Here is a 13,560-nt window from a genome sequence, read left to right as displayed (position 1 = left end):
CTAGTGAAAATCGTGACAGCGCTGTTCGGACCCACTGATGCGGTGGAACGCGCACAAGTGCTCAAGGAAGCCGGTGCATCCGGCGTGTTCACCTTCGAAGGGCCGTTCGACGTGTTCACGCCTCTGGTGCTGGCATCGTCGGTCAAGGATCTAGACGTGATGTCGAACGTCGCGATCGCGTTCCCCCGCAATCCGATTCAACTTGCCCATCAAGCCAACGACCTGCAACTGCTGAGCGAGGGGCGCTTCATCCTGGGTCTGGGCACGCAGGTGCGCGCGCAGATCGAGAATCGCTACGGGGCGCAGTTCGATCGTCCGGTCGCGCGGATGAAGGAGATGGTGGGGGCGTTGCGAGCGATCTTTGCGACGTGGAATGAGGGGCAGCGGCTGGACTTTCGCGGTGAGTACTACCGGCATACCTTGATGACGCCGACCTTCGTGCCGGGGCCTAACCCATTCGGTCCGCCGCCGATCTATCTCGGAGCGCTCGGGCCTCGGCTGACCAAAGCCACCGCAGAAGTGGCCGACGGTCTGTTGGTGATGCCTTTCGGATCGAAGCGGTTCCTTCACGAGACGACGCTGCCGGCCGTTCGCGACGGGCTGTCTGCTGCCGGCCGCAGCGAGGACGATTTCGAAGTGGTGCCTGAGATCATCGTGTCGGTAGGTACCGGACGAGACGACGACCACGCCTCGACTCGGATGCTGCTGGCGTTCTATGGCTCAACCCCGGCATACCGGCCGGTGCTGGACGCCCACGGCTGGGGCGATTTGCAGCCGGAACTCAACGCGATGTCCAAGCAGGGCCGCTGGCGGGAGATGGCCTCGTTGATCGACGACGACATACTGCACACCATCGCCGCCTGTGGTACCCCGGCCGAGGTGGCCACGCACATCCGTGACCGCGTAGACGGTGTGTCGGACCGGATCTGCCTGTATCAACCGGGCCCCATCGAGGTCGATGCGCTCGCCGAAATCGTCGACGCGTTGGGAGGATCATCATGTCGCTGACAGCAATCGAATTCGACCAGGTCACCGACGACCGTTACGGCGGCAAAGCGGCCGGACTCGCGCAGTTGCGCCGCCTCGGACTTCCGGTGCCGGTGGGATTCGTCATCGCTGATGCTGCCGAGCGGGTCACCATCGATGATGTGGGGGAATGGTTCTCCCGAATGGCCGCAGTCGGCGCGACCCCGGTGGCCGTCCGGTCCTCGGCAGTCGGGGAAGACGGTGACGACCAGTCATTCGCCGGGCAATACGACACCGTGCTGGGTGTGGACTCCGTCGATGACTTCGCCGCGGCCGTGCAGACGTGCGCCGCCTCCGTGCATTCGCGACGAGCCTCGGCGTACAGCGGGCAACCCAGCGCCACCATGCATCTGGTGGTGCAGCAGATGGTGGACGCGCGCGCCGCCGGCGTGGTGTTCACCGCGGATCCGGCAACCGGCCGGCGCGACCTCACGGTGATCGACGCCATCGCCGGTCTCGGTGAAGCGCTGGTCGATGGTACGGCGTCCTCGGACCACATCGTCCTGGATTCCCGCGGCAACCCCGGCGTTCGCGATGTCGGCGAGGTGCCGGTCTTGTCGTCGGACGAGATCGCCGAGATCAGGTCCGGCGCCCTGCGCGCAGCACAACATTGGGACAGACCAATGGATCTGGAGTGGGCGATCGACCAATCCGGCAAACTGTGGTGGCTGCAGGCTCGACCGATCACCACTCTGCCCGGTGATCTCAGCGAGATGGATTCGCCTCTGGCGGGTGCAGACCACGTGTACACCCGCTGCAACATCGGTGAGATGATGCCGGGGGCATTCTGCCCGTTGACCGCATCGGTCTCCGGCTTTGCCATCGACTACGCGATGCAGATGACGCAGGTGGTGGCGCGGGCACAACAAAGCTACGAGAAGCCGTGGCTACAGGTCGGATACTTTCAGGGCCACATGTTCCTGAACCTGACCGAGGGGACAGGTCTGAGCTCTGGACTCCTGGGCAATTCGTTGGAGCAGTTCTCTACCTCGATCTGCGGTCGGGTGGTCGACGAATTGGAGCCGAAACCACCAAAACCGTTTGTTAGCAAGCTGATCAACACGGTTCGGCTCACCACGTACGCGTTGTCCGCCGGCCCCGCGATTCGGCGCCTACAGGATCAGATTGCCGAGTTTCACATCCCGACCAGCGACGACCCGCGACTCGTGTTGCGCCAGTTGAACTCTGGTGTGCAGCAGTACTGCGATGTCACTCTGACACATGTGCGGTCATCATCGCGCGCGGCGGTTGCGGCCAACATTCTGGAAAGCGTCCTGATGGGGCGGGCAGTCAAGGAAGGACGTGGCGAGGACGAGGGTCGAACCGAAGCAACCCGGCTCATGGCCGGCGCCTCCGATGTCGAGAGCGCGCTTATGCTCGAGGAGCTCGACTCGGTGGTGAACACCATCGCCGCCGACGGCGCGGCCGCCGAGCAGTTCTTGGCGGGGGAACCGGATGTCGCGGTCAACGAGCTGCGGGCCACGCGTAGCGCCAGCGGTATGGCGTTGGAGGAGTTCTTGACTCGTCACGGGCACCGCGGCTACCGCGAGCTGTGTATGCGTGACCCATCCTGGGCCGAGGATCCGGAAGGGCTGGGTGCCATGATGCAGGTGATGGTGCGCTCGGCGCTCGATCCAGCTGATCGGGGACCGGCAAAGACCCACGTTGAAGCGCCCAGATCTTCCACCATCAGATTCCTCGCCCGGTTGGCGCAAGGCGGTGCACGTGGGCGCGAGGAGACGAAATCGAAGATGGCGCTGATGGCGCATGCGCTCAAGCTGGGCTACCGCCACCTCGGGGAGGTGCTGGTCAAGGTCGGACGACTGCCGGACTCAGATCTGGTGTTCTTCTTTGACCGTGCGGAACTGAACCACGTCGTTGGTTCGGAAGACGTCGCCGGTCTTGTGCAGAGGGCGCTGAAGCGTCGGGAAGCGCTGGCGTTCCAGAACTCTCTCGAGTTCGACGACGTGTCTGTCGGGCGACCGACCCCACTGATCGCCCGGCCTCAGCGCGGTGTCACGGACGATGAGATCATCGGCCGACCCGCAAGTCGCGGAACCGTGGAAGGTGTTGTGCGCGTGGCGAAATCGATCGTCGATGCGCGCGATCTGCAGCGGGGAGAGATCCTCGTGACTCCGGTCACCGACGTAGGGTGGACGCCGTACTTCACCGTCATCGCGGCGCTGGTCACGGATATCGGCAGCTCGGTATCCCACGGCGCTGTGGTGGCGCGCGAATACGGTTTGCCCTGCGTTGTCAACACCTTGGTGGCCACCCAGTCGCTCAAGACCGGCGACCGGGTACGCGTGGATGGAGACCGAGGCGTGGTCACCCGTCTCGACGAGTGATGGGGAAGCGTGCATCCGGTGCCCGATGTCGAATACGCCCGGATCTGGCGACGACGGTGCGATTGACTTGATCTTGGGACCGTCTATTTTCGCCGGGATGCCTCAGGTGGAGAGGGCTTCGCGACGTCGTGCGAATTAGCATCCTCGTGAAGTGCCAGCCAACCGGCCGGCGATTCGGGGGACTGCTCCCACAACGGCACGTAGTGCTCCAGGAAGATCTGTCCGACGAGCTCGCCTCGGGAGCGTACCCCGGTCTTGGCGAAGATCGATTTGAGGTGGTCCTGCACCGTGTACGTCGTCACGTCCAACGCCTGTGCCATCGCTCGAGTGGGGCGGCCCTGCATGCAGAGCCAGGTCACTTGCCGTTCGCGTTCGGTGAGCCCGTAGGCGAGAGCGACGATCGGGGCGACCTCGGTGGGACGAGCCGATTGGATGACAACGGCTGTGCGTCCGGACACTCCGCCAGACAGTGGTGTCCCGTACAGCAACAACCACCGCCCGTCCCCGGTGCGGACTCGAGAGCGGGCGACCAGGCCCAGCGGATCCTCGCCGGGGCCTAGCGTTCGGGCCCGGGCGGCGACGGCCTGCACCGCCTTTGACTCACCGGGTGTGGCCGGTGGCGGGATCTCGATCATCTGCTCGATCCAGCGTTCGGCTGCGGGCGAGATCGACTCGGGTTCGCCCTTCGCGTCAAAGATCACGATCCCCGGTCCGATGTCGGCGCCGGGGTCGGGCAGCAGCGTGTCGACAAGTATGGTGCGCCGGATGGCGACGGCGATCGGGGGGCAGAGGGTGGCGAGCAGCGCCATTTCGTCTTCGGTGAACCAGCGATCGTCCTCCTCGCGCAGGAAACCGACGGCGCCCCAATAGGTGCCGTCCGCGACGAAGGAGGCGCGAAGTTCGTCGCCCGTCCCGTATCCCTCGCGCGATCGGTGCCGGGCACTGCGGTTGAGGTCGCCGTGAGTCGAGACGCTCGCCGCGCCGACCTGTTTGCCGCTGCGTGCGAGGAACCACCAGCGGTCGACGTCGTCGATCACGTACTCGTGCTCGGCCAGCCACGAGCCCGAGCAGGCGATGTTCTTGTTCACGCTGCCGGTGAACAGCACCGTGCCCGGATCGACTGTGTGCCAGCAGGTTCGGGTGAAGGGGATCGCCGTGCAGAGGACATCGGTGAGGTCGGCGATCAGGGTCATCCAGTCAGATCCGCGGCCGGCGACCTGGATGACCTTGTCCTGCGTCCGTCGTTCGAGATCCAGCCTCACAGTCGAATTGTAGGCGCGATCGCGCACCCGGACGCTCCCAGATATCTGGGATGGCCGCAGTCCGTCGACCACTCGACACTGGGGACATGACCACAACACAGAACGTCCAGGCGGGGCCGGAGCAGATCCTGAAGATCGCATCCGGCTTCATGGCCGCCAAGCACCTCTTCGCGGCGAACGAACTCGGCCTGTTCGAGGCCCTGGCCGATTCACCTGCCGACATCGGCGCGCTGGCGGCGCGAACGGGCTTGACCGTGCGCACCGCCCGGATATCCGCCGACGCCATGGTCGCGCTCGAAGTGCTCGAACGAGACGGCGACACCTACCGCAACGGCCCGGCCGCGGCCACGTTCCTGAGCGGTCGCACGCCTGCCGACCTGCGTCCGTTCCTACGGTTCTGGGACAAGATCAGCTACCGGACGTGGACGACGCTTGCCGAGGCTCTCGGCACCGGGCGGCCGCCGAAAGAGATCTTCGAACTGGACGACGAGCACCAGGCAATCGCCTCAGCGGGTATCGAGGCGGTGCTCGCCGGCCCTGCCGCCGCACTCCCGAACGTGGTCGACCTCAGCACCGCTCGGCGACTGCTCGACATCGGCGGCGGCACCGGTTCCTGGTCCATCGCCGCTGTCCGGGCCTGCCCAACTCTGCAGGCGACCGTCCTCGACCTACCGGTCGTCGCCGAGATCGCCCGAGGACGGGTAGCCGACGCGGGGTTGAACGATCGCATCAAGGTCGTCGTCGGCGATGCGACGAGCGAAGACCTCCCGAGCGGCCATGACGTCGTTCTGGTCGCGAACCTCATCCACTACTGGTCGCCCGCTGAGAACCTCGCGTTCCTGGCACGCGTGCGCCGTGCGGTCGCCCCTGGTGCCCGACTGGTCCTGGCCGACTTTTGGACGGACCCGACCCACACCAGTCCGGTGCACGCGGCGCTGATGGCCGGCGAGTTCGCGGTCCATATGAACAACGGTGACGTCTACAGCGTCGACGAAGTCCGCGAGTGGCTCGGCGCCACAGACTGGCGCTTCGCCGAGCACCTCACACTGGCCGGACCGCAGAGCCTAATCCTCGCGACGGCTGACCAATGAGCAAACTGCTATATGGAGTAAGACTGGACAGGGCGGGGCGCCGCGCATCTGGTTGGGTTGATCGCGACCGTATTCGGGTATGAGACTTCTATGACCGACAAGAAGACCGACCCACACACCGAAGACGCCGGCACCGGACCGGAGGGCGCGAACTCCGATGTGCAGTCCGATCCAGCCGAAGGGGAGTCGTCCGGCGACTGGTCCGGCGAAGGTGGCGCAACCCAGGACGGTCCCGCCACAGACACCGACTGACTGTGAGCACGTAGCCCCACATCGTGGCCTGGTCAACGACCCGCGTGTTCAAGTGGCGACGTCGCCGAGCCACCAACCCCGCTGAGTCGGTGGACATCTGATCCTTGGCGCGCGTTGAGTGACGTGGGGGATCATGGGCTCATGGAAACCAGACACGACGCTTGGCCTGCACTACCGTTGGATTCGTGGATCGACACCCGGGACACACTTCAGCTGTGGACTCAGATCGTCGGCAAGACGCGCATGGCCATCGGTCCGGAGATCAACCACTGGTGGGGAGTTCCGCTGTACGTGGACGCACGAGGACTCACCACGTCCCTGATGATCGCCGGAAACCGCGGCCTCGAGATTCGCTTTGACTTCCTGGGGCACGAGCTACTGATCCTCGTCACCGACGGCAGCACCCGTCGGATGAAGCTTGAACCGCGGACCGTTGCCGACTTCTACACCGAGTACACCGGCCACCTCACTGAGCTCGGATTTGATATCGCGATGGTCGGAACGCCCGTCGAACTGCCCGATGCGACCCCATTCGCCGAGGACACCACACATGCCTCGTACGACGCGGACGCCGTATCACGCTTCTGGCGGTCGCTCGTCACAGCGCATGGTGTCTTTTCAAAGTTCCGAGGTGAGTACCGAGGAAAATCGTCGCCCGTTCATTTCTTCTGGGGCGCATTCGATCTGGCTGTCACCCGGTTCTCGGGAAGGTCTGCACCCCAGCATCCCGGTGGTGTTCCGAACTGCCCCGACTGGGTCATGCACGAGGCCTACAGCGACGAGGTCTCAAGCGCAGGCTATTGGCCCGGTGGCGCCGAGGAAGGCGTCTTCTACGCGTACGCCTACCCCCATCCCGACGGGTACGACACACATCCGGCGGTCGAAGCCCCTGCTCACTGGGACACCGCGCTTGGGGAGTATGTGCTGCCCTATCACCTCGTGCGACAAGCAGCGGATCCAGACGGCATGGTTCTGAAGTTCCTCGCACAAACCCACCGCGCGGCGGTGGAGACGGCGGGCTGGAACTAAACGGTTCCTCCGGCCGGTGGGCTGGACCACCGCAGGGGAATCGTGTTCACGGTGCTCCGCTTGCGTCGGCCGCGGCCGGTGCCGCCGGCTGTTAATCGCGCACGACGTGCCGGGTGAGTTGTCTCTATTTGAACGGGTTGAGTGTGCGCCCGAGGTAGTAACCGATTCGTCCGGGGATGGGGCGCATGGCTGCTGCGGAGATCTTGTTGACGGCTCCGGGGATGCAGACGGGTTTTCCTGCGGTGACCGCAGCCCAGCCTTCGCGGACGACGGCTTCGGGTTGCTGCCACATGAAGGCTGGTAGCCGGTCTGCGGCGTCGCGCGTGCCCATGACGTCGTGAAATTCGCTGTGTGTGAAGCCTGGGCAGAGTGCTGTTACGTGAATTCCGTGGGGTTTGAGTTCCATGTCGAGCGACTGGGACATGTTCAGGACGTAGGTTTTGATGCCGGTGTACAGCAGGCCTTCTCCCGGAGGGGACACTGCTGCGAGGGACGACAGGTTGACGATGCGTCCCCAGCGCCGAGTTTTCATGTCGGGGATCACACGGTGGGTCAGCTCGGTCACCGCGGTCACCATGAGTTGGAGTTCGGCGGCAACCGATTCCCAGGGTGTGTCGGAAAACTTCGTACTGGAGGACAATCCTGCGTTGTTGACGAGAACGTCGACGGGCATGGCCAATTCACGTGCGCGGTCGACGATCGCGGCGGGAGCAGCAGGGTCGCTGAGGTCGGCTGCGATGATCTCTGCGCGTACCCCGTGGTGCCGGTGCAGTTCGGTTGCGAGTGCATCGAGCCGGTCGGCTCGTCGCGCAACCAGGATGAGGTCGTGGTTCTGTTCGGCGAGGTGTCGGGCGAATGCGGTGCCGATTCCCGCGGAAGCGCCCGTCACGAGGGCTGTGCGGCGGAGCGTGTTCGTGGTCATCGCGCCTCTCCTACGTGGCGGTCGAGGAATTCGATCTGGTCGCCGACGATGGTGTCGAAGTACGGATCGAGGTAGGGCTCGAAGTGGCCGATGTCGTAGGTGTGGACTTCACCTTTCGGGATGCGGCGTGCCACTGCCTGAGCTTTGTCGATCGGTGTGACGTCGTCTTTCGCGGCGAGTTGGACGAGAACCGGGGCGCTGATGTCGCGCGCATAACGCCCGGGGGAGTACACCGGTACACGTAGTGCGATACGGGCGGCGACGTCGTTCTCGGCGAGTAGTTCCTCGCGCATCTCTCCCATACGTTCGACTTGCTCGTACGCGCCGGGTGAGGTCATCATCGCGATGTCGCCGGGTCGCCCGACCGCAGTCATTCGATACGGCGAGCGTCCGGTCCATGCTCGGAATTGATCACGCACCCCGGCAAGGATCAGTCGTGCCACCAAAGTCGGGGCTTGGGAGAACGCCGATGCGGGGCCGCTCACATGCGGAACCTGGACGATCGCGGCGGCCAGGTCGTGGTCGTGGGCCGCTAGTTTCAAGACGTGGCCGCCGCCGAAGGACGATCCCCACGCCACCACTCGGCGCGTGTCGATGCCGTCGAGGCTGCGAACGTATGCGATTGCGGCATCCCAGTCGTCTTGCTGTTTGCCGATGTCGAGAATGCGACGCGGCGAGCCCTCGCTTGCACCCCAATGTCGATAGTCGAAGACGAATGCTGCGTATCCGGCCTGGGCGAACCTCGCAGCGTAAGCGTCGAGTCGCAATTCGCGGAACGCAGCGAAACCGTGGGCGAGCACGACGATCGGAGGGTTCACGACGCCGTCCGGTCGGTAGAGCCAGGCGGCGCACTCGACCTCGCCCGAGTTGAATGTGACATCGGACCGAACATATCCGAGTTGATGCGTCATCTGGACCTCCACCGGGTATCTTGAATGGTGTTCAACAAGCTAACAGCATCTTGATTGTCATTCAAGATGCAATTCGCGTGGAGGTGAGTTCTTCTTTTGGCGCGGAACAAGAAGCCGCAACCTGCCGGCGAGAAGCGAGAGGAGATCGTCGCCGCTGCGCGGGCACTGTTCCTCGAGGGCGGATACGACTCGACGTCGATGAACAAGTTGGCCAAGGAAGCCGGGGTGGCCGCCAATACGATCTATTGGTATTTCGGGGACAAGGACGACGTACTTGTCGCGGTCGTCTCGGCGGTCATGGCCGATGTCTGGCCGATGTATCAGGCGGTTGCGGGTGAGCCGATTGCGACTCGGGTTCTGTGGATCGTGCGGCGGTTGACCGAGATGAGCGGATTGGTGACGACGGTCCATGCGCGTGTGCCGCATTCACCTGCAGTGGCGGAGTGGCACAACAATTTTCATCTTCTCACCGGCAGTTTGTTTCGTGCTGAGCTGGAAACGGCCGGCGTCCCTGTGGAGACCGTTGATGCCGAGGTGTCGATTGCCGTCTTCACCGTCGAGGGTCTGTTGATGCACACACGGGACGAGACCGAGCAGCGCTCGATTTGCGAGACGTTGGCCTCTCGCTGGCCGTCGACCACGAGTTAGGCCGCTGCTGATGGCTCCATCTCTGTTCGTTCGGGGAGCATGCGTTCGACGCCGCAGCCTCCGCAGCTTGCTACCAGCACTTCCAAGCCTTTACTTGACATAATGTTTCTTATCGGCGCGTGAGTAGGGCGAGTTCAAATAGATGAAAGTACTCCGCCCTGCGAGATTCCATCGCCTTCAAGGTAACGCTTCAGCACCGCAGATCGATCGACGTTGCTCTGGCCATCTGAACGTGCCGACGCGGCCGGCATCCGAAACTTTGACCGTTCGTTTCAACGCGTTCGCCAATCGGCAGGTTTGCCTCCAGAGCTGACGATGCACGCCCTGCGGCATTCCTACGTCACCCACCTCATCGAGGCCGGCTATGACCCATTGTTCGTACAACAACAAGTCGGCCACAGCTACTCCTCGACGACCGCCTCTACACAGCGGTCTCAGCGGACTTCAAACAGAAGACAGTGCAGCAAATGATTGTGCGTCGAATCGTCACAGGTGACGAAAACCAATAGGGAGACGCACCGCCGGCCCCTGGGGTACCGAGTCATACAACTCTCATCATCTGTCAAGGTGAGGCAGTGTCGCCGACAGGCCCTGGACCTGTTGCGTCGGCCTTGCGCCTTTGCGGCACCCGCCGTTGTCAGGGCCTCCTGCCGCGACCCTCATGTGACAATGGCTGTTCAAGAGCGTACTTCACGACGCTATCGAGCCACCACCCACAGCGACTCGCCTCGATGCGAACGGCGTCGATCGAATGTCATTTCCCAATTGGCCTCGGAACCGTGACCGCCGGTGCAATCATACAACTCTACGAATATTGTTCGATAGATGATTGGTGGTCGCGCACGAGCGCAGACCCGGAGAACAGGAGCCGATTCATGCCGCGAGGGTGGCAAGGTAACCCGCCGAAGAACGACGACGAAGCGCGTGCACGCATCATCGACGCCGCCATGGCGTGCATAGCTCGAAAAGGCCCGGTCAAAACGAGCATTTCAGATATTGCCGCCGAGGTGGGGGTGACCAGGCAGACCGTCTACCGCCACTTTTCCAGCCTGGATGACATTTGGATCGCCGTGTCTAACGTAGCGTCTGACGCCTTCATTGACCTGCTCATCGTTCACGTTGGGAGCCTGTCCGATCCGGCCGACATCATCGTCGAGTCTCTCGCTTACGTGGTGGAGCAGCTCGCTACCGAACCGTTCGCCGGCGTCCTCATTTCCACAGGACGGTCCGAAACCCTCGCGGTGAGCATGGCCTCACAACTGGCAATCGATGTCACGGTCGGCGCCCTGCGAAGTTTCGCCATCGATTGGGATGCACTCGGGTACAGCGACGTCGATCTCGACGAGTTTGCCGAGTTCGTCCTGCCCATCTTGCATTCGCTGATCGTCACCCCGAGCAAGCAACGCACTGCCCGTCAATTGCGGATGTTCCTGCGCCGCTGGGTCGGTCCGTCCATCGACCCGCCCCCCTCTTCCCTACCCCCCACTATCCGCAGGCCGCGCAGACAGGACGAACACCAGTGACCGCTACCTTCACAGAGCACGATTTGTCGCTTCCGGTGACCGGTCGACGAAAGCGAATACTGTTATGGGGCGGGCTATTTGCCGCCCTCAATCTGCTCGCGTGGTGGGGTATCGGGTTCGATGTTTTACCGGTGCAGCCCACGTCCGATCTGATCGCACTTTTCGTCATCCTCCCCACACTGTTTCTGCCGTTCGTGGCTCTGCTGGACAACCCCGGCGAAAACCGAAGCCGGCTGCAAAAAGGCGCCGAACTCGTCTTCTTGTTCCTGTTCATGTCCGTCATGATCGAGTGCACGTGGGAAATCTCGTGGGTGATCATGAACTTCACCGGCACCATCCACAACGCCACCAGCACCGACCACTGGCTATGGCTGTGGTGGATGTACGGGAGAGCAGACACCCGCTATCTCACCAACGACGCGGCCTCGATGGCCATCGAGATCTGCGCCGCGTCCTCAGGACCCATTGGCCTGCTGGGATGCTACCTCCTCAAAACCGGCAGGCGCATCCCCGGAAACTGGATAGCGATCCTCTACGTGTGGGCGATGTGCTTTTCCAACCTCATCTTCATCGCTCACGCCTGGTACCGCGGCTTCGAAGACATCCAAGGCGGATGGTTCGGATTCTGGATCGTGTTCATCGCCTGGAACATCCCCTGGTTGATAGCTCCACCGTTCTTCGTAATACCCTCAGCAGCACGCGAACTCAAATACCTCTACCAGCGACAACTCGTCGACACGCTCAACAAAGACGGCGCCGACATCTTCATCGAACACGTCCCAGCCCCGTCGTCTCCGGCCCATGCGGTGCGCGATACCGCAACGCGCTCGACCGCGTGAGAACACCGGCCGTGACCGGGGCCGGTTCAGCATGAGGGCCTACTCGTCTCACTGCAACACGTCTCGCTACCAGTTGAGAAGGTGGTCTCTCAGCACCTCGTCTTGCAGACATCGTTGCGGGCTGACGCGCTTCACTCCCAACGACCGCCTCTAGACGGGTCGGATAACTCGCATCGCACGCCGACCGCGGATCCGAAGTATTGACCGTTCGTTTCAATGCGCCGGCAATCTGCGGGTCTGCCGTCTGAGCTGTCGATGCACGCCTTTGACCACAGCTTCCTCGACGGCTCTCGAACAGAAAGGCATTGCAGCACAACGTGATTGCCCTTCGAATCGTCACATGTGACGAAAACCAAGGGTGTGGCTACATGAGTGAACAACGTCGTATCTGCTAGAGATATCGGATCCAGGCCCCGGTCACGAGGCCTATCCCGATGTAGCTCCCCTGGCCGCAATCCACGCCCGTGAAGCCGGTCTGGTCTGCCGGCCCGCTGGTGCGGTGGTAGAAAATTCGCACACCGGCAGACTCGCCGGTATTGCGCCCGAGGCCAAGGCAGTCGAGCTCTATGACGTACCGACTCCCGGGTGGACAGTTGGCGGACACGCCATGTCGGTAGTCGTAGATCGAACATCCCGCGGGTGCCGCACTCGCTTGTCCTGCCGTGGCCACACCCGCACCGGCCATGAGCGCGAGCGCGAATGCTCCAGCCGCGATCCTTCTACCGTTTTCCATCCCGCTGCCTATCAGTGGTTTGTCGTGTGACGTGGTAATCGGCGTCTGGCGTTCGCGTGTTACCCGTGATGTCCGTGGGCAATCAAGGTCAGTTATCGTCACAGTGACGCAAAATGGGAAGGCGAGTCCACCTGCTTCGGACTCGCTATCAGTTAGTCAGGGTCCTGTACGTCGAGATGTGCCAGCACTGCTCGCGCTGCTTCGAGCTCATGGCTGAGCTCCTCAATTCTTTTCTGGGCCGCCGCCCGTGCCGACTCGATGACCGCGTCGACCGCCGCAATCGCGGCGTCGTCGCCGAGCGCGTGCATCGCTCGCGCCACCCGGTCCGAGGTGACCTCGGTGGGCTTGCCCTGCTTCTTGCTGCCGTGCGACACCGACACCGTCCAGGTGCTCTCGCCCACCGACGTAACGGTGACACTAACTGCGGCAGTTGAAGTCTTGGTGCGTCGTGGCGCTTTTGGCGGGGAAGATTTCGGTTCCACTGGGCTCGACTTCACGGGTTCGGGTTCCGGCTTCGATTCAGTCGCAACGGTTCTCGGTGACTTCGATGCGACTGATGGTGCGGACGTCGCCTTGACCGGCCGTTGACGCGCCGGCGCCGTGGAAGTTGCTGTCGTACGAGTCTTCTGCAGTTCGTCGGCCTCAAACGGCAATTGATCGTCGACGCCTTTCGGGCTCACCGTCACCGTTGAGCCGTCGACAGACACCACGCGCGCCGATGCTCCAGCGGGGAGATCGAGCGACGGCATCGGATCACGGAGGTAGACGGTGGCCCGCCTACCTGCGGCAAGTGCCGCGGCCAGCGATTCCAGGTCATCGGCCGTCAATCCGGACTTTCCACGCGAGTTCACGCTGATCATATTCGCACATGCGTGCGAATGCTGCGCGGTCGGCCGCACGTTACCGCGCACGCGCTCCATGGAACCTCTACGAGGTGCGCGTCAGCACACCGCGCCCGGTGAGCCAGGCTCAGGCC

The 13,560-nt window shown here is 63.1% G+C and carries 13 protein-coding genes; 9 read left to right on the top strand and 4 right to left on the bottom strand.

All coding sequences use genetic code 11. The features are described 5' to 3' along the window. The first annotated feature begins 3 nt into the window (after nt 1-3). Entirely contained in the window at nt 4-1,008 is a 1,005-nt protein-coding gene (locus H290_RS0114615) for a TIGR03617 family F420-dependent LLM class oxidoreductase (protein WP_020107558.1), read from the top strand. After that, complete coding sequence (locus H290_RS0114610; protein ID WP_020107557.1) at nt 999-3,374, top strand: PEP/pyruvate-binding domain-containing protein; 2,376 nt, start codon at nt 999-1,001, stop codon at nt 3,372-3,374. The genes H290_RS0114615 and H290_RS0114610 overlap by 10 nt, the downstream gene beginning before the upstream one ends. 83 nt (nt 3,375-3,457) lie before the next feature. Here H290_RS0114610 and H290_RS0114605 read toward each other — a convergent pair whose 3' ends face one another. Continuing rightward, nucleotides 3,458-4,636 (bottom strand): helix-turn-helix transcriptional regulator, encoded by a 1,179-nt coding sequence (locus tag H290_RS0114605; RefSeq protein WP_020107556.1) that lies wholly within the window; start codon nt 4,634-4,636, stop codon nt 3,458-3,460. A gap of 86 nt (nt 4,637-4,722) precedes the next feature. Between H290_RS0114605 and H290_RS0114600 the strand changes: the two genes are divergently transcribed. From H290_RS0114600 to H290_RS0114590, 3 genes are all read left to right on the top strand, one after another. Beyond that, on the top strand, nt 4,723-5,727 hold the full coding sequence (locus H290_RS0114600; RefSeq protein ID WP_020107555.1) for a methyltransferase: 1,005 nt from the start codon (nt 4,723-4,725) through the stop codon (nt 5,725-5,727). A gap of 90 nt (nt 5,728-5,817) precedes the next feature. Next, nucleotides 5,818-5,979 (top strand): hypothetical protein, encoded by a 162-nt coding sequence (locus H290_RS31460; protein WP_020107554.1) that lies wholly within the window; start codon nt 5,818-5,820, stop codon nt 5,977-5,979. A 141-nt stretch (nt 5,980-6,120) separates the two neighbouring features. Then, entirely contained in the window at nt 6,121-7,008 is an 888-nt protein-coding gene (locus H290_RS0114590; RefSeq protein ID WP_020107553.1) for a DUF5996 family protein, read from the top strand. A 124-nt stretch (nt 7,009-7,132) separates the two neighbouring features. Here the strand turns inward: H290_RS0114590 and H290_RS0114585 are convergent, their stop codons facing one another. Continuing rightward, nucleotides 7,133-7,930 (bottom strand): SDR family oxidoreductase, encoded by a 798-nt coding sequence (locus tag H290_RS0114585; RefSeq protein ID WP_020107552.1) that lies wholly within the window; start codon nt 7,928-7,930, stop codon nt 7,133-7,135. After that, entirely contained in the window at nt 7,927-8,841 is a 915-nt protein-coding gene (locus tag H290_RS0114580) for an alpha/beta hydrolase (RefSeq protein WP_028463201.1), read from the bottom strand. Before H290_RS0114580 ends, H290_RS0114585 begins: the two co-directional genes overlap by 4 nt. Before the next feature lie 96 nt (nt 8,842-8,937). Between H290_RS0114580 and H290_RS0114575 the strand changes: the two genes are divergently transcribed. The 4 genes from H290_RS0114575 to H290_RS0114565 all read left to right on the top strand — a co-directional run bounded on the left by H290_RS0114575 (nt 8,938) and on the right by H290_RS0114565 (nt 11,851). Further along, on the top strand, nt 8,938-9,489 hold the full coding sequence (locus H290_RS0114575) for a TetR/AcrR family transcriptional regulator (RefSeq protein ID WP_020107550.1): 552 nt from the start codon (nt 8,938-8,940) through the stop codon (nt 9,487-9,489). 213 nt (nt 9,490-9,702) lie between these two features. Then, nucleotides 9,703-9,960, top strand: coding sequence for a tyrosine-type recombinase/integrase (locus tag H290_RS30680; RefSeq protein ID WP_369758824.1), 258 nt, complete (start codon nt 9,703-9,705; stop codon nt 9,958-9,960). Nucleotides 9,961-10,364: 404 nt separating this feature from the next. Next, nucleotides 10,365-11,012 (top strand): TetR/AcrR family transcriptional regulator, encoded by a 648-nt coding sequence (locus tag H290_RS0114570; protein ID WP_028463200.1) that lies wholly within the window; start codon nt 10,365-10,367, stop codon nt 11,010-11,012. 131 nt (nt 11,013-11,143) lie between these two features. Beyond that, a complete protein-coding gene (locus H290_RS0114565) occupies nt 11,144-11,851 on the top strand; it encodes a hypothetical protein (protein WP_020107548.1) in 708 nt (235 codons plus the stop codon). 885 nt (nt 11,852-12,736) lie between these two features. Here H290_RS0114565 and H290_RS0114555 read toward each other — a convergent pair. Continuing rightward, the gene (locus H290_RS0114555) at nt 12,737-13,444 is read right to left on the bottom strand and encodes a DUF6319 family protein (RefSeq protein ID WP_020107546.1); all 708 of its coding nucleotides are present in this window, start codon (nt 13,442-13,444) and stop codon (nt 12,737-12,739) included. Between the last annotated feature and the right edge of the window lie 116 nt (nt 13,445-13,560).

Origin of the sequence: Nocardia sp. 348MFTsu5.1, from assembly GCF_000383535.1 — a bacterium.
Classification (GTDB): domain Bacteria; phylum Actinomycetota; class Actinomycetes; order Mycobacteriales; family Mycobacteriaceae; genus Williamsia; species Williamsia faeni.
This window is presented reverse-complemented; position numbering and strand designations above follow the sequence as displayed.